The 15,137-nt window shown below is 72.1% G+C and carries 14 protein-coding genes and 1 tRNA gene; 8 read left to right on the forward strand and 7 right to left on the reverse strand.

Annotation, left to right across the window (positions count from 1 at the left end):
* Nucleotides 1–76 precede the first annotated feature (76 nt).
* The 6 genes from AB0J46_RS11930 (at nt 77) to AB0J46_RS11955 (ending at nt 5,583) form a co-directional block, all read left to right on the forward strand.
* Nucleotides 77–1,735, forward strand: a complete 1,659-nt coding sequence (locus AB0J46_RS11930; protein WP_364329902.1) for a protein kinase — start codon at nt 77–79, stop codon at nt 1,733–1,735.
* A 21-nt stretch (nt 1,736–1,756) separates the two neighbouring features.
* The gene (locus tag AB0J46_RS11935; RefSeq protein ID WP_364329905.1) at nt 1,757–3,148 is read left to right on the forward strand and encodes a hypothetical protein; all 1,392 of its coding nucleotides are present in this window, start codon (nt 1,757–1,759) and stop codon (nt 3,146–3,148) included.
* 46 nt (nt 3,149–3,194) lie between these two features.
* The gene (locus tag AB0J46_RS11940) at nt 3,195–4,388 is read left to right on the forward strand and encodes a DUF2510 domain-containing protein (RefSeq protein ID WP_364329908.1); all 1,194 of its coding nucleotides are present in this window, start codon (nt 3,195–3,197) and stop codon (nt 4,386–4,388) included.
* A 68-nt stretch (nt 4,389–4,456) separates the two neighbouring features.
* The gene (gene orn, locus AB0J46_RS11945; RefSeq protein ID WP_357978410.1) at nt 4,457–5,050 is read left to right on the forward strand and encodes an oligoribonuclease; all 594 of its coding nucleotides are present in this window, start codon (nt 4,457–4,459) and stop codon (nt 5,048–5,050) included.
* A gap of 68 nt (nt 5,051–5,118) precedes the next feature.
* A tRNA-His gene (locus AB0J46_RS11950) sits at nt 5,119–5,194 on the forward strand.
* Nucleotides 5,195–5,391: 197 nt separating this feature from the next.
* Nucleotides 5,392–5,583 carry a LuxR C-terminal-related transcriptional regulator gene (locus AB0J46_RS11955; RefSeq protein ID WP_358288064.1) on the forward strand — a complete coding sequence of 64 codons (192 nt, stop codon included), beginning with the start codon at nt 5,392–5,394 and terminating at the stop codon, nt 5,581–5,583.
* A gap of 12 nt (nt 5,584–5,595) precedes the next feature.
* Here AB0J46_RS11955 and AB0J46_RS11960 read toward each other — a convergent pair whose 3' ends face one another.
* Nucleotides 5,596–6,264 (reverse strand): pyridoxamine 5'-phosphate oxidase family protein, encoded by a 669-nt coding sequence (locus tag AB0J46_RS11960; RefSeq protein WP_364329912.1) that lies wholly within the window; start codon nt 6,262–6,264, stop codon nt 5,596–5,598.
* A gap of 87 nt (nt 6,265–6,351) precedes the next feature.
* Between AB0J46_RS11960 and AB0J46_RS11965 the strand changes: the two genes are divergently transcribed.
* Nucleotides 6,352–7,608, forward strand: a complete 1,257-nt coding sequence (locus AB0J46_RS11965) for an NAD(P)/FAD-dependent oxidoreductase (RefSeq protein ID WP_364329915.1) — start codon at nt 6,352–6,354, stop codon at nt 7,606–7,608.
* 18 nt (nt 7,609–7,626) lie between these two features.
* On the opposite strand, the gene lat is transcribed toward AB0J46_RS11965, so the two are convergent.
* From lat to AB0J46_RS11985, 4 genes are all read right to left on the reverse strand, one after another.
* Complete coding sequence (gene lat, locus AB0J46_RS11970) at nt 7,627–8,895, reverse strand: L-lysine 6-transaminase (protein WP_364329918.1); 1,269 nt, start codon at nt 8,893–8,895, stop codon at nt 7,627–7,629.
* 66 nt (nt 8,896–8,961) lie between these two features.
* Complete coding sequence (locus AB0J46_RS11975; RefSeq protein WP_364329920.1) at nt 8,962–9,504, reverse strand: HdeD family acid-resistance protein; 543 nt, start codon at nt 9,502–9,504, stop codon at nt 8,962–8,964.
* Between the two features lie 58 nt (nt 9,505–9,562).
* Nucleotides 9,563–10,210 (reverse strand): hemolysin III family protein, encoded by a 648-nt coding sequence (locus AB0J46_RS11980; protein ID WP_357978428.1) that lies wholly within the window; start codon nt 10,208–10,210, stop codon nt 9,563–9,565.
* Nucleotides 10,211–10,285: 75 nt separating this feature from the next.
* Nucleotides 10,286–11,818 (reverse strand): penicillin-binding transpeptidase domain-containing protein, encoded by a 1,533-nt coding sequence (locus tag AB0J46_RS11985; protein ID WP_364329923.1) that lies wholly within the window; start codon nt 11,816–11,818, stop codon nt 10,286–10,288.
* A 67-nt stretch (nt 11,819–11,885) separates the two neighbouring features.
* Between AB0J46_RS11985 and AB0J46_RS11990 the strand changes: the two genes are divergently transcribed.
* Entirely contained in the window at nt 11,886–12,689 is an 804-nt protein-coding gene (locus AB0J46_RS11990; protein ID WP_364329926.1) for a fused MFS/spermidine synthase, read from the forward strand.
* A 1-nt stretch (nt 12,690) separates the two neighbouring features.
* Here the strand turns inward: AB0J46_RS11990 and AB0J46_RS11995 are convergent, their stop codons facing one another.
* A complete protein-coding gene (locus AB0J46_RS11995) occupies nt 12,691–13,368 on the reverse strand; it encodes a response regulator transcription factor (RefSeq protein ID WP_364329929.1) in 678 nt (225 codons plus the stop codon).
* Nucleotides 13,361–15,103: an ATP-binding protein gene (locus AB0J46_RS12000; protein ID WP_364329931.1), complete on the reverse strand. Its 1,743-nt coding sequence runs from the start codon at nt 15,101–15,103 to the stop codon at nt 13,361–13,363. Before AB0J46_RS12000 ends, AB0J46_RS11995 begins: the two co-directional genes overlap by 8 nt.
* Nucleotides 15,104–15,137: the final 34 nt, after the last annotated feature.

Genomic DNA, 15,137 nt, shown 5'->3' on the forward strand with positions numbered 1-15,137 from the left:
AAAGCCCTTCCCTCTGGTTAAGCTACGCAGCGTTTGATGCGGGTGGGGGCCCGAATGACTCCAGAGGAGACCGTTTATGCACGGCGATGGGCAGTGGGGGGTCCCCGGCTACACCGAAGTCCGGGAACTGGGCAGCGGTGCCGCCGGCCGGGTGGTCCTGGCCACGCGCGACCACGACGGCGTGGAAGTCGCCATCAAATATCTGAACGACGAGCTCAGGTCCGACATGGGCTTCGTGGCCAGGTTCCGGCACGAGGCCCGGCTGCTCGGCACCCTGCAGAGCTCGCACCACGCGCGCCTGATCGACTACGTCGAGTCGGGGCAGGGCGCGGCGATCGTCATGGAGCTGGTCAACGGCGTCTCGCTGCGCGAGATCCTGCGCTCCGAGGGGCCGACCGGGGCCGAGGCGGCGCTGGTCGTGCTCAAGGGCTCGCTCCAGGGGCTGGCCGCCGCGCACGCGATCGGCGTCGTCCACCGCGACTTCAAGCCCGAGAACGTGATGGTCCAGGGCGACGGGGTCAGCAAGCTGGTGGACTTCGGCATCGCGGTCCGGGCCGGCGAGGGGGCCGGCGCCGCGGGCACGCCGCCGTACATGGCGCCCGAGCAGTGGGCGGGCGGGGCCGCCGGGCCGGCGACCGACGTCTACGCCGCCACCGTCGTGTTCTTCGAGTGTCTGACCGGCACCCGGCCCTTCCGGGCGCCCAACATCGCCGCGCTCGCCCGCCAGCACCAAAGCGCGCCGCCGCCCGTCGAGGAAGTGCCCACGGCGCTCCAGAGCCTGGTCGAACGCGGCCTGGCCAAGCAGCCGGGCGAACGGCCGCCGTCCGCCGAGGCGTTCCTGACCGAGCTGGAGGCCATCGCGGCCGAGGCGTACGGCGCCGACTGGGAGGAGCGCGGACGCCGCCGCCTGGCCGCGCTCGCCGGCCTGCTCATCCTGCTGTTCCCGAGCCCCCTGCACGATGCCGCCGAGACGCAGACCGCGCTCACCGAGACCCGTTTCCCCGACCCCGCCCGCCTGCTGAGCAAGCTCTCGGCCAAGATCGCGATCGGCGCGGTCGCCGTGGGCGTGGTGGTGGCCGTGGGCGTGATCCTGGTCAACTCCTCCTCCGACGAGCCGGTGCTGCGGGCCCAGACGAGCGAGGTCACGCCCAGCGCGACCGACCCGGTGATCGACGAGGAGCCCACGGAGGAGGAGCCGACCGCGACCCCCGAGGAGACCACGCCGGAGCCGGACCCGACGCCGACCTCCGCGGACCCGACCCTCTCGACCCCGCCGCCCGTCCTGCCGACGGCGACGGCGACGGCGGCGGCCTCGCCGTCCAGGACGCCCAAGCCGACCCCGACGCGGAAGCCGACCAGGCGGCCGGTCAGGACGCCGAAGCCGACCCCGACCGACTCCCCCGAGCCGGACATCACCGGCAAGAACAGCACGACCAGCGACGGCAGCAAGCCCACCTCGGCCGCTCCCACGCCCACCCAGACCTCCGCCCCGCCCACCAGGACGCCGCCGACCAGGACGCCCCCGAGCAGCCCGCCGCCTTCGGAGACGGAGGAGCCCAGCCCGACCGGGACGCCGAGCGGCGGCGGCGACGGCGGCACCGATACGCCCACCCTGGACCAGGTGGGCAAGGCGCAGGCCGGACTCCTCGCGCTCGGCCTGATGACGTCCGGCGCGGTTCCGGTCACACTTGCGGTGAAACGTCGCATGGCAGGACGCCACAGAAAGCAGCGCTAGACCCGCCGGGGGGCAAGGGGGATGGACAACCACAGGAACGGTATCGCCGGATTCCGGCTGACCGAGCACACGTGGATGACCGAGCTCGGCAACTGGATCGACGCCATCTCGCCGGACGGCCGCAGGGCCGGGGCGCTGCTGTTCGACCCGCGGGTCATCGGCCTGCCCGGTGTCCGGGAGCGCGTGGTGAACACGGTCATGACCGACCAGCACCTCGTGCTGGGCGGCATGGGCGGGCTGATCCCGGTGGCCGACGTGGTCGCGGCGGGCGACCAGGTGTGGCTGCTCACCGCGCAGGCGGTCAGCCCCACGCTGGCCGACCTGCTCGCCGGCGCGCCCGTCGATCCGGCGGGGGCGGCGTCGGTGCTGACGGAGACCGCGCAGACGCTGCTCGCGCTGCACGCCGCCGGGGTCACGCACGGCTCGGTGCACCCGGGCACGGTGGTGATCACCGCCGAGGGGGCCGCGCTGCTGTCGGAGCGCGGCCTGTCCGACGCGATCCGCGGCCAGGTCTCGCCGCGCGAACGGGACGCCGCGGGCTGGGCGTCGCTGGCCCGCGGGCTGGCCGCGTCCTTCACGCAGACCGCGCCGCGGGCCGCCGGCCTGTTCGAACGGGCCGCGGGCACGGCCACCACGCTCGGCCTCGAACCGGCCCGCGCCATGCTGAGCCAGGAACGCGCGGCGCTGCCCGGCGGCCTGATCAGCCGGGACGCGCTGGCGCGGGCGGCGCGCGGCAGGTCGGCGTTCGCGCAGCCGCCGTCGTTCGCCGCGCAGCCGCCGCCGGCGCCCCAGGACGAGGGCGACATCGTCACGCTGCTGCACGTGCCGGCGTCGGGCTCGCCGCCGCGCCTGCAGTTCGGCCCGGGTTTGGGCGGTCCGGGAGCCGGCGCCGGCACCGTGCGGCAGCCCGAGACGACGGCCGAACGCATCTGGCGCGAGGGACGCGACGGCGCCGCGACCGTCCACCAGCCGGAGAAGCGGTCCCAAGGCCGGGTGGCCAAGGTGTCGCGGCGACGGCGGCGGCGCACGATCCTGTCCACGGCGCTCTTCGCGGTCGTCATGGCGGGCGCGATCGTGGCCTGGTTCAGGCTGACGGACGCCCCCGAGCTGGCGGTGCGGTCGATCGACGTGGTGGCGCCGAAGAAGACGCTGGGCTGCGGCGGCGCGATCGTCCTGACCGGGACGGTGGTCACCAACGGCGGCGTGGGCGAGATCCGCTACGAGTGGCGCAAGAACCTGGACAAGGAGGTCGTCAAGGGCAGCCTGCGCACGAGCGCCGACAAGACGTCCTACTCGGTGCCGCTGCGCTGGACGTTGTCGGGCAAGAGCACCGTCAAGGCCACGGCCACGCTGAAGGTGCTCTCGCCGGGCCCGGCGCGTACCGACAAGGCGAGCTTCACCTACAAGTGCTGACCTTCCCTGAATGCGCAACAAAGCGGTTCTTACTAATCTGACGGGCATGACCACGCAGACCCCCGCGGGCTGGTACCCCGACCCGTACGGAGAGCCGCAGCTCCGCTGGTGGGACGGCAACCAATGGACGGACGCCACCCACGCGCAGGAGCGGCAGCCTCAGCCGCAGCAGCCGTCCTCCGGGCCGCAGCCCCAGTCGTCCCCCGACTGGTCGGCCACCCCGGCGAACCCCACGCTCCGGTACGGCCGGCCCTCCTCCGGCCAGCCGCCCTACGGGCAGCCCGCCGACCAGCCGCCCTACGGGCAGCCCGCCGACCAGCAGCCCGCGCAGGGTCAGCCCCCCTACGGCGGTCAGCCCGCCCAGGGCCTGCCCGCCTACGGGCAGCCCACCCGCCAGCAGCCCGCCTTCGGCCAGCAGCCCACGCAGCAGCCCACGCAGTGGGCCGGCGGTCCGCTGCCCGGCCCCGGCCAGGCGCCGCCGCCCAAGCAGGGCAACCCGCTGCCGTGGGTGTTCGGCGGCCTGGCCGCGCTGGTCGTGGTCGCGCTGATCGTGGTCGCCGGGATCTTCTTCCTCAACCGGGGCGGCAGCACCCCGGTCGCCTCGCCCACCACCGAGGAGCCGCAGCCGTTCCCGACGGCCGAACCGCCCTCCGCCGGGCCGCCGACCGAGCTGCCCCCGCAGGGCGGCGAGCTGCCGCAGCCGCAGGACGGCCGCATCACCGACCCGCGGAGCGGCCTGTCCTACCAGGCGCCCGACGGCTGGAAGGTGCCCGCGTACGGCGACGTCAACGGCACCGACCCCTCCCAGCAGATGTGGACGAGCGGCGTGCAGGCCAGCTCGCAGGAGAACTACGAGGGCGACAAGGACTGGATCGGCAACGCCTACGCCGGCCCGCTGGCCGCGCTCATCCCCTACACCGGCGCCTCGGCGCTGGAGGACACGGCCAAGGCGCTGTTCATGCAGTTCAGCACCCAGTTCTACGAGCCGCAGCACACGACCAAGCTGATCGAGAACAAGGCCACGAAGATCGGCGACCATGACGCGTGGGTCATGCAGTTCCAGCTCGACTTCACCGCCGTCGCGGAGAAGAACGGCTACAAGTGGAAGAAGGAGAACGCCGCGATCGTGCTCATGGACCGCGGGGCCGGGCAGCGTCCGACGTTGTTGTACATCTCCGTTCCCGACAATCTGGGCACAGACGTGGTGGCGAAGGTTCTCGGCTCGCTCAAGCCCGCGTAAGCGGGGGCACTAGGCTGGTGGGGTAACAAGCGGGCGGATTGCTCCGAGCCGCTGGGCGAGGAGATCGAATGAGTGACGTGCTGGTCTGGATCGACTGCGAGATGACCGGGCTCGACCTGGGGCGCGACGCGCTGGTCGAGGTGGCCTGTGTCATCACCGACAGCGAGCTCAATCAGCTCGACGAAGGCGTCGACGTGGTCATCAAGCCGCCGCCGGAGTCGCTGGAGCAGATGTCGCAGGTCGTGCGCGAGATGCACACCGCCTCGGGCCTGCTGCCCGAGCTGCCGGGCGGCGTCACGCTGGCCGAGGCGGAGTCGCTCGTGCTCGACTACATCCGGCGGCACGTGCCGGAGCCGAAGAAGGCGCCGCTGTGCGGCAACTCGATCGGCACCGACCGCACGTTCATCGCCAGGGACATGCCCGGGGTCGACGCCTGGCTGCACTACCGCATGGTCGACGTGTCGTCGATCAAGGAGCTGGTGCGCCGCTGGTACCCGCGGGTCTACTTCGCGGCCCCCGAGAAGCAGGGCGGCCACCGCGCGCTCGCCGACATCAAGGAGAGCATCAGGGAGCTGCGCTACTACCGCGCGGCGATCTTCGTGGCGCAGCCCGGCCCCGACTCGGCGACCGCCCGGCAACTCGCCGAGCGGGTCAGCGGCTAATTGGATGGCGTAAAGACTCCCGAACCCCGCTACACTTTTCCTGTGCCGTCACGGAGCGGGCGGCCATGGTGGGTGTAGCTCAGTTGGCAGAGCGCCAGGTTGTGGTCCTGGATGTCGAGGGTTCAAGTCCCTTCACTCACCCCAAGCACACAGCCGGTCCCTCGGGACCGGCTGTTGTCGTTTTCTCCCGACAACGCCCCCAAATCAGGACAATGCGAGTTATGCTCGCTGTCTACCGCTAACGCCGGAAGCACGGGGGCCATCGGCGATCAGACCGTCTGCGCGCCCCCGGAGGCCGGATGAGAGTCGACGACGCAGCGTTCGACAGTGTGATCACCTCCTTGAGCAAACGCGAGGCCGAGGTCATGGATCTGATCGCCTCGGGCCGGTCCAACGGCCAGATCGCCCAATGCCTGTTCCTCAGCGAGAAGACCGTGAAGAACCACGTCAACCGGATCTACGCCAAGCTCGGCGTCGACTCCCGGGTCACGGCCATCGGACTGTGGTTGTCGCTCAGGAAGGACGGCTCCTGACCCGGCGGGGGTTCAGCCGGTCGTGATCCGGCGGCCGGTCAGGCGGGTGGGCCTGATCTTCAGGTAGTGCTGGCGCCGCCCGCCGGCCCACGGCTCGACGCCCGTGCTCGCCGCCTCGGCCTGCTCGTCCTCGGTCGTGACGTGGTGCAGCGAGCCGTGGACGAGCACGCTCCAGCCGCCCCGCGTCAGCTCCTCTATGCGATCGACCTCGAACGCGACCTCGTACTCGACGTCCTCCACACCCGTGCTCAGGTCCTCGTCGGTGCTGCCGCCCGCCGCGGTGCGGAACACGATCGCCCCCTCCGACATCCGGAAGTTCACCGGCAGCACGGTCAGTCCGTAGCGGCCCTCGAAGGCGATCCGGCCCACTCCCCCGGGCCGCAGCAGGCGCAGGCACTCCTCCTCCGCCAGCGGCACCAGCGCGGGGTGCGCCGAGGCCGGCCCCGCGCCGGCGGGCTCGGTCACCTCCCCGAGCAGGCCCTCCACGGTGGTCTCCAGCGCCTCGGCCAGGCGGGCCAGGGCCTCGCGCACCGAGATGCCGGACTGGTCCTCCAGATAGGCGACGTAGCCGACCGCCACGCCGGACCTCTCGGCCAGCTCCTGCCGGCTCAGGTTCAGCGATTCGCGACGTTCGGCTATCCGGCGGCCCAGGCGTTCCATCGTGGTCACTTGCTCAGACATACCGGTGCCCTACCCCGGATCTCCCCACTTCCCGGTGGTGTCTGTGGCAGAAATGGTTTAACCGATGCTCTGGGTGCCATATGGACCATGGAACGCAATCCGGGAAGGGGCGTGGTCATGGTGCGGAGAGCGCGCGTCGTCGTCGTGGGGGCGGGCTTCGCCGGCCTGGCCGCGACGCGGGAACTGGCCAAGGGCGGCGCCCTGGTCACGCTCGTGGACCGGAACCCCTACTCGACCTTCCAGCCCCTGCTCTACCAGGTGGCCACGGCGGGGATGGGCACGTCCGACGTCTCCTACCCGATCCGTACGTTCGCCGCGAAGTGGCCGAACGTCCGCGCCCACCGGGCCGCGCTGAGCAAGGTGCACCCGGCCGACCGGCGGGTGGAGTTCGCGGACGGCTCCAGCCTCGACTACGACTACCTGGTGATCGCCACCGGCGTCACCACCAACTGGATCCACGTGACCGGCGCCGAGGAGAACGCGCTGCCGATCTACTCGCTGCGCGACGCGGCCGACCTGCGGCGGCATCTCCAGCACTGTCTGGAGGACACCGCGGCGGGCCGGCGCGAGAGCGCCCACGTCGTGGTGGTGGGCGGCGGCGCGACCGGCGTGGAGACCGCGGGCACGCTGGCCGAGCTGCGCCGCCGTACGGTGCCGCTGACGCATCCCGAGATCCGGCCCGACCAGACGAGCGTCACCCTGGTCGAGCGGTTCGACCACGTGCTGGCGCCGTACAAGCCGCGGCTGCGGGACGCGGCGGCCGAGGCGCTGCGCAGGAGAGGCGTCCGGATGCGCCTGGGAGCCACGGTGGCGGGCGTGGAGCCGGACGCCGTCATCCTGGAGGACGGGACGCGCCTGCCGAGCGACGTGACCGTCTGGGCCCTCGGCGTCACCGCGCCCAAGGAGGTGACCGACTGGGGGCTGCCGCAGGGCAAGGGCGGCCGGATCACGCTCACCGACGCGCTCAGCGTGCCCGGCCATCCGGAGATCTTCGTGGCCGGCGACCTGGCCGGGCAGCCGGACCCGCTGCCCCAGCTCGCCCAGCCGGCCATCCAGATGGGCAGGCACGTGGGCAGGCAGATCCTGGCCGCGGCGCACGGACGACCGCTCAGCCGCTTCTCCTACCGCGACCCGGGGATCATGGCCACGGTCGGCAAGGCCGAGGCGGTGCTCCAGCTGCGCAACGGGCTGACCATGCGCGGCCTGCCCGCCTGGCTGGCCTGGATCTTCGTGCACGTGGCGTACCTGCTGGGCGGGCGCAACCGGGTCAGCGTGCTGCTGAACTTCTTCTGGCGCTACGGCGGGCCGCGCCGCAGCGCCACCAGCATCGCCTCGACCGAGTGAGCGGCGAGTGAGCGGTGCTCAGAGCGCGGCCGACAGCGCGCCCAGGCCGTGTTCGAGGTCGGCCTCGGGGATGTTCAGCGCCGGGCGCAGGCGGACGGACCGGGGCCCGCAGGGCAGCGCCAGCACGCCGTGCTCCTCCCTGAGCCGGGTCACGTAGCCGTCCCTGGCGGCCTGGTCGGGCAGGTCGAAGGCGCACATCAGGCCCCTGCCGCGCACGCCCGAGACCGTGTCGGGGTGCTCGGCCTCCAGCTTGGTGAGCCGTTCGAGCAGGACGCCGCCGAGCGTGCCGGCCCGCGCGATCAGGCCGTCGCGCTCGATGATCTCCAGGAGACCGCGGCTGCGGACCATGTCCACCAGGCCGCCGCCCCATGTGGAGTTGATCCGGCCGCTGAGCCGGAAGACGTTGTCGGCCACCAGGTCGACCCTGCGACCGGCCATGATCCCGCCGACCTGCACCTTCTTGGCGAAGGCCACCACGTCGGGGGCCAGGCCGAGCTGCTGGTAGGCCCACGGCGTGCCGGTGGTGCCGCCGCCGGTCTGGACCTCGTCCAGGACGAACAGGGCGTCGTGCTCGTGGCACAGGGCCTGCATGGCGCGCAGGAACTCGCCGCGCATGTGGTTGTCGCCGCCCTCGCCCTGGATCGGCTCGGCGATGAAGCAGGCGATGTCGTGGGGGTGACGCTCGAAGGCCGCCCTGGCCTGGGCCAGCGCGCGTTCCTCGGCGGCCTCGACGTCGCCGAGGTGGATGGCCGGCACGTCGATGCGCGGCCAGTCGAACTTGGGGAAGCGGTCGGTCTTGCCCGGCTCGGTGTTGGTCAGGCTCAGCGTGTAGCCGCTGCGGCCGTGGAAGGCGCGGGTCAGGTGCATGACCTTGGTGCCCAGGTCGCGGGGGCGGCCGGCGGCCTCGTTGCGCCGGCTCTTCCAGTCGAAGGCGGTCTTGAGCGCGTTCTCCACGGCCAGGGCGCCGCCCTCGACGAAGAACAGGTGGGGCAGCTCGGGGTCGCCGAGCACGCGGACGAACGTGTCGACGAAGTCGGCCAGGTGCTCGGTGTAGATGTCGGGGTTGGCGGGCTTGTTCCGGGCGACCTGGCCGAGCAGGGCGGCGAAGTCGGGGTCGAAGGGCGGGTTCACACCGAGCGGGGCGGACGCGAAGAAGGTGTAGAAGTCCAGGTAGCGGCGGCCGTTGCGGGCGTCCACCAACCAGGAGCCACGGCTGAGTTCGAGATCGAGGACGAGACGGTAGCCATCGACGAGCAGGTGACGGGCAAGGCGGGTGTGTACGTCCATGCCTTCTCCAATGTCGTGAGACAGGCCGGAGGTTCCATACAGGGAACCCGGTCGTATCCGTAAAATTTACGGTATTCCTGCCCCGCGAGTGAACTTCTTCAAACGAAGTGACAGCACAATCATCGCGATTCCGTACAGGATCGCGAAAATGCCGATCAGCCAGACGAGGCTCAGCATTCCGGCGCCGGGCCAGATGATGAGCAGCACACCGAAGATCACCGACAGGATGCCGGCGATGATGAACATCCACTCGTTCTCGATGGACTTGCGCAGCCGCACGCCCGCCACGATCTCGGAGATTCCGGAGATGATGGCCCAGAAGGCGATGAGGTAGAGCAGCGCGAGCGAGGTGATCCCGGGCCAGGCGAAGGCCATAATGCCGGCCACGATGCCGACGATGCCGGAGAAGATCAGCCAGGCCCGCGACCGGGCGCCGTGCCGGAAGGCGGCGAAGAGCTCGAAGACGCCGGAGACGATGGCGTACGCACCGAAGAAGATCACCAGCACCAGCAGAGTGATCCCCGGCCAGATCAACGCCAGCACACCGAAGATGATCGCGGCGATGCCACGGATGAGCAGCAGCCACCACGAACGCGAAAGTTCCTGCATGCTGGTGTGCTTTCCGCGATTCGTGCGAAAAGAGACCAGTGCCGGGTCAAATGTCGACCTACATGTGGGAATAGACCACGATCGACACCGCGATGTACTGCACCAGGTACGCGGCGATGGTGAAGGCGTGGAAGACCTCGTGGAAGCCGAACCAGCGCGGCGACGGATCGGGCCGGCGCAGCCCGTAGACGATCGCGCCCGCCGAGTAGAACACCCCGCCCACGGCCACCAGCACGACGGCGGCCACCCCGGCCCCTTCGAGCAACTGCGGCATCACGAAGATCGCCGTCCAGCCCAGCGCCAGGTACAGGACGGTGTAGAGCCAGCGCGGCGCGTTCATCCAGCACACCCGGAACAGCACCCCGGCCAGCGCGCCGCCCCACACCACCGAGAGCACGGCGACCCTGGCCGCGCCGTCGAGGGCGAGCAGCCCGAACGGCGTGTACGTGCCCGCGATGATCAGGTAGATGTTGGCGTGGTCGAACCTGCGCAGCACCTCGGCCAGGCGCGGCCCCAGCGTGCCCCGGTGGTAGGTCGCCGAGATGCCGAACAGCAGCCCCGAGGTGATCGCGTAGACGCCGGCCGCCAGCCGGGCCTGCAGGGTCGGGCCGAGCGCCACGAGCACGAACCCGGCCACCAGCGTCACCGGCAGCGCCCCGGTGTGCAACCAGCCACGCAGCCTCGGCTTCACGGTGATGGTCGTCATGTAACCTACGGTACCGTAGGTTACGGATTCAGCTGAAGTGCCAAAGGTCACAAGCCCGTCCGGCGGGTCGAGCCGTCACAGGCCGTTCAGGAAGCGCACGGCGATCGGCACCGCGGCCGAGCGGCCCGATCCGCCGTTCCTGACGAACACGCAGAAGGCCAGGTCGCCCCGGTAGCCGATGAACCAGCCGTGCGACGTCTGGTCCTGCACCTCGGCGGTGCCCGTCTTGCCCGCCACGCCCTCCGGCAGGCCGGCCTGGCTCGCCGTCCCGTGGTCCACGACGGCGGCCATCATCTCCCGCAACGCCCCGACCACCCCCTCGTCCAGCTTGACGTCGGGGAACGGCTCGCCGTCCACGCGGCGCACGTCGTCCTCCGACAGCAGGCGGGGCGAGCGCCAGGTGCCGCTCTGCACGGCGGCGGCCACGGTGGCCATGCACAGCGGGGTGGCCACCACCGTGCCCTGGCCGATGACGTCCAGGGAGAACATGTCCGTGTCGTCGGTCTGCTGCATCGTGCCGCACCGGCCGCCCACGCCGGTCGCCATCGGCCGGTCGAACCCCCAGCGGGCCGCGGTCCTGCGCAGGTCCTCCATGGACAGCCGGCTGGTGGCCTGCTCGACGAACGTGGTGTTGCAGGAGTAGGCGTAGGCGTCGGCGAAGGTCACGGTCCCCCGGTCCACGTCGCCGTCGTTGCTGATCGCCGCCGCGAAGTCCGGCGCGTACGAGGCCGGGCAGCCCATCTCGTCGCCCGTGGCGACCCCCTTCTCCAGCAGCGCGGCGGCGACGATCGTCTTGAACGTGGAGCCGGGCGGGAAGGCGTCGCGCACCGCGCTGAAGTTGTCCTCCAGCCGGTCGGCCAGGGCCAGGATCTCGCCCGTGCTGGGTCTGAGCACCACGATCGAGGAGTTCGCCACGCCGTCCAGGGCCCGCGCGGCGGCGGCCTGGACCGGCTGCGACAGGGTGGTGCGCTCGACGTTCGCCTTCGGCAGGCGGGTCAGCAGCGCCTTGTCGGGCCGTCCCGGCATCCGCGACACCAGCTCCAGCCCGTGGTTGGCCTTGGCGAACTCGGGTTTGAGCGGATTGAGGTAGGCGTCGGCGTAGCTGTCGTTGGGGATCTTGGCGCCCTCGCTGGTCACCAACTCGGCCGCCGGGGCCTCGACCTCCTCCACCTCGAGCGTGCCGCCGTCCTTGAGCAGCGGGTGCAGCGTCTCGGGCGTCCACAGCACCCGCCAGGCCCGGTCGCGCACGCCCAGCCGCAGCGTGCTGTCGAACGGCCACGGCCCGAGGTCCGTCAGTTCCCGGACGCCCGCGAAGCGCACCTCGGCCGTCTCCTCCCCCGTGCCGCGCACCGGCCCCGGCGTGAGCCGGATCGACTCGACGTGCAGGTTCTGCGACAGCTCGCGGTGCCGGTCGAAGAAGTCGGCCGGCGGCCGGTCGACCAGCAGGGCCATGCCCGCGACGTCCCCCTTCCGCCAGGCGTCGAAGTACGCGGCGGCGGTCTTGGCGGCGCTGCCCTTGACCTGCCCGGCGGCCAGAACGGCGAAGGCGCCCGCCCCCAATACCGCGACAACCGCGATGACGAGCACAATCAGCCTCTTGCGTCGCATACGGTTCTCCCAGGGAGGGATCAGCGTGGCACGTGGACAGCGGGAACCGATGCCTGGCCTTTATCCGGTGACGTTCGGCGAGGTCGAGCTTCTCCGGGACCTGGACAGGCAGGACGGCTGGGTGCTGTCCAAGGATGGCGTACCTCAGTCGTACGTCGACCTACAAGACCCGACATTTCTGGATTTCGAGTACGTCCGGCTCATGGCCGACGTCATCGACCTCCTGCCGGAGGGGCCGCTGAGCTGCGTCCACGTCGGGGGCGGCGCGTGCACGATCCCGCGTTACCTCGCGGCCACCCGCCCCGGCTCCCGGCACATCGTGATCGAGCCCGACGGCCTGCTGGTCAACCTGGTCCGCGAGCAGCTCGACCTGCGCTCGGTCCCCCGGCTGAAGGTCATCGTGGCCGGCGGCCGCGAGGGCACGGCCAAGGTGTGGGACGACTCGGCCGACCTGGTCGTGCTCGACGCGTTCACCGGCGCCACGATGCCGGTGGAGCTGGCCACCGCGGAGTACATGGGCGACCTGGCCCGCGTGCTGCGCCCCGACGGCACGCTGTTGATCAACATGGCCGACGGCAAGGGCCTGGCGTTCGCCAAGCGGCTGCTGGCCACGGTGTGCGACGCGTTCCGGCACGTGGCGCTGCTGGCCGAGCCGGGGATCATGCGGGGCCGCCGGTTCGGCAACCTGATCGTCGCGGCCTCGCGCACGGAGCTGCCGCTCGACCTGCTGTCCCGGCGCGCGGCCGGCGGCCTCACCCAGGCGCGCTGCGTGCACGGGGAGACGCTGCAGAACTTCATCGGCGGCGCCTACCCCATCAAGGACGGCGACGCCGTGCTCGCCCCGGTCCCGCCCCCGGCCGTCTTCGGCTGAGTCAGCGGTCGGCCGGGCCGAGGTAGGCCAGGACGGCGGCCACCCGCCGGTGCACGTCGCCGCTGTTCTCCAGCCCCAGCTTGGTGAAGATGGCGTTCACGTTCTTCTCCACCGACGAGATCGACAGGTGCAGGGCGCGGGCGATGCCGGCGTTGGAGCGGCCGTGGGCCATCTCGCGCAGCACGTCCCGCTCCCTCGGGGTCAGCGACTCCCCCTGCCCGCGGACCTCGCGCCTGGCCAGCAGGCCCTCGACCACCTTGGGGTCGATGACCGAGCCGCCCCCGGCGACCGCCCGGATCGCGCCGAGCAGCTCGTCGAGGTCGCCCACGCGGTCCTTCAGCAGGTAGGCGAACCCGGCCGTCCCGTGCTTGAACAGCTCGAAGGCGAACAGGGCGTCGGAGAACTGCGACAGCACCACCACGCCGGTGCCGGGGTGGCCGACCCTGATGCGGTGGGCCGCGTCGATGCCCTCGAAGCCCGGCCGCCACTCGCCGCCGGGCATGCGGATGTCGGTGACGACGACCTGCGGCTCCAGCCGGCGGACGGCGTCCAGCAGCTCGTCGGCGTCGCCGACCGCGCCGACGACGGTCACCTCGCCGGACAGTTCGAGCAGCTGCCGGGTGCCCTCGCGCACCAGGTAGTGGTCGTCGGCGACGACCGTGCGGACGGGCTCAGGCATCGGCCGGCACCCACGCGTGCATGCGTGTCCCCTTTCCGGGCTCGCTGTGGAGTTCCATGCCGCCGCCCAGCGCGTCCAGGCGGTCGGCGAGCGTGGCCAGGCCGCGGCGGCCGGCGGTGGCCGGGTCGAAGCCCCTGCCGTCGTCGGCGACGGTGGCCCGTACCCGGCCCGGCGCCAGGGTCAGGCGTACCTCGATCCTGGCGGCGGCGGCGTGCTTGAGCGCGTTGGCGACGGCCTCGCTGACGGTGAAGTACATCGCGCCCTCGACCTCGTCGGCGAAACGGCGGGCCCGCAGCCCGGGGTCGGCGGTGACGGTCGTGGGCACGGGCAGCCCGGAGCAGCGTTCCTCGACGGCCTCCACCAGGCCGCCCTGGCTGAGGGCCGACGGGTGGATGCCGGCGGCCAGCTCGCGCAGGTCGGTGAGCGTCTGGCGGGCCTGCTCGCGCAGGCGGGCCAGCGCGTCGGGGCCGGCGCCGGTGACGCGGGCCAGCTCCAGCCCGGCGATGAGCGCGACGAGCTGCTGCTGCACGCCGTCGTGGATGTTGCGCTCGATCCGCCGCCGCTCGGCCTCCTGGGCGTTGACCAGGCGGGCGACCAGACCGGCGCTCTGGATGGCCAGCCCGGCGGGCACGGCCAGGGCCTCCAGGAGGCGCCGGTCCTCCCGGTCGTACCGGCCGGCGCGGCGCGGGCCGAGCTCGATGCGTCCGAGGCCGCCGCGCACCGGCACGGTCAGCGCCGTCCCGCCCTCCTCCTCGCCCGCGGCCACCCGGGTGCCGTCGGCCAGCGTCACGGCCGCCCACCTGGCCTCCAGACCGTCGCGGACGGCGGCGGCGAGCCTGCCGAGCTGCTCGACCGGCTCGGGCGTGGCCGCCAGCGCGGTGCCGAGGCCGGACAGCACCTCGTCCACGGTGGGCCGCAGGTCGAAGATCAGGTGCAGGCGGGAGCCCCGCAGGCCGAGCCGGATGTCGAGCAGCCGGTGCCGCACGATCCCCACCAGGACGGCGACCGGCAGCGCCGCCATCACCGTGAGCAGGCCGATCACCACGGCCCCCCACAACCGGGCGTCCAGCAGGAACAGCAGCAGCACGCCCGCGCAGAGCTGGACGGCGGTGCCGGCGACCATCCAGGCGTACTGTCCGCGCTCGGCCCGCTCGCTGCGCCGCCAGCGGACCACGAGGCCGGCGAGGACGACGACGGCCGTCAGGAAGGCGAGGAGCTGGCCCAGCGCGCCGGCCAGGGCCGCCCAGATCGTCCCGGTCGTCAGCTCGGCCGGCAGGTCGCCGGGCCGGGCCGGGTCGACGCCGAACAGCCCGTTTCCCACCGTGTGCATGGCGATCGCGACCCCGCCGATCCAGGCCACGGGCCGCCAGCGGCGGGACGGCAGGCGGCCGTCGGGGAAGAGCAGCGGGACGAAGATCCAGGTCAGGCCGTAGAACGTGGCATAGAGCGCGGACAGCCAGACGACGACCGGCCCGCTGTAGTGGAACCTGACGGCCAGGCCGGTGCCCAGCGCGGCGAGCCCGAAGCAGGCGGCCGCGACCAGGAACAGCCAGCCGTACCGCAGGTCGGGGCGGCGGACGGTGAGCAGCCAGCCCAGCGCGGGCAGCACCAGGCCGAGGACGCCGAAGGCCCATTCCTGCGGCGGCGCGGGCAGCCCGGACCCCAGCAGCGCACCCGCCAGGGCGCCGCCGGCCCCGATGGTCGCCAGCGACCCGGCGAGCAGCCTGGAACTCATGAACCACCATCGTCAGGGGGAACCGAAAGGGCGT

Origin of the sequence: Nonomuraea sp. NPDC049758, from assembly GCF_040674635.1 — a bacterium.
Taxonomy (GTDB): Bacteria; Actinomycetota; Actinomycetes; order Streptosporangiales; family Streptosporangiaceae; genus Nonomuraea.

Bases quoted from the DNA above. Each gene is read 5' to 3' on its own strand.
- AB0J46_RS11930 (WP_364329902.1), top strand. From the start codon at position 77: ATGCACGGCGATGGGCAGTGGGGGGTCCCCGGCTACACCGAAGTCCGG.
- AB0J46_RS11935 (WP_364329905.1), top strand. From the start codon at position 1,757: ATGGACAACCACAGGAACGGTATCGCCGGATTCCGGCTGACCGAGCAC.
- AB0J46_RS11940 (WP_364329908.1), top strand. From the start codon at position 3,195: ATGACCACGCAGACCCCCGCGGGCTGGTACCCCGACCCGTACGGAGAG.
- orn (WP_357978410.1), top strand. From the start codon at position 4,457: ATGAGTGACGTGCTGGTCTGGATCGACTGCGAGATGACCGGGCTCGAC.
- AB0J46_RS11960 (WP_364329912.1), bottom strand. From the start codon at position 6,264: ATGTCTGAGCAAGTGACCACGATGGAACGCCTGGGCCGCCGGATAGCC.
- AB0J46_RS11965 (WP_364329915.1), top strand. From the start codon at position 6,352: ATGGAACGCAATCCGGGAAGGGGCGTGGTCATGGTGCGGAGAGCGCGC.
- lat (WP_364329918.1), bottom strand. From the start codon at position 8,895: ATGGACGTACACACCCGCCTTGCCCGTCACCTGCTCGTCGATGGCTAC.
- AB0J46_RS11975 (WP_364329920.1), bottom strand. From the start codon at position 9,504: ATGCAGGAACTTTCGCGTTCGTGGTGGCTGCTGCTCATCCGTGGCATC.
- AB0J46_RS11980 (WP_357978428.1), bottom strand. From the start codon at position 10,210: ATGACGACCATCACCGTGAAGCCGAGGCTGCGTGGCTGGTTGCACACC.
- AB0J46_RS11985 (WP_364329923.1), bottom strand. From the start codon at position 11,818: ATGCGACGCAAGAGGCTGATTGTGCTCGTCATCGCGGTTGTCGCGGTA.
- AB0J46_RS11995 (WP_364329929.1), bottom strand. From the start codon at position 13,368: ATGCCTGAGCCCGTCCGCACGGTCGTCGCCGACGACCACTACCTGGTG.
- AB0J46_RS12000 (WP_364329931.1), bottom strand. From the start codon at position 15,103: ATGAGTTCCAGGCTGCTCGCCGGGTCGCTGGCGACCATCGGGGCCGGC.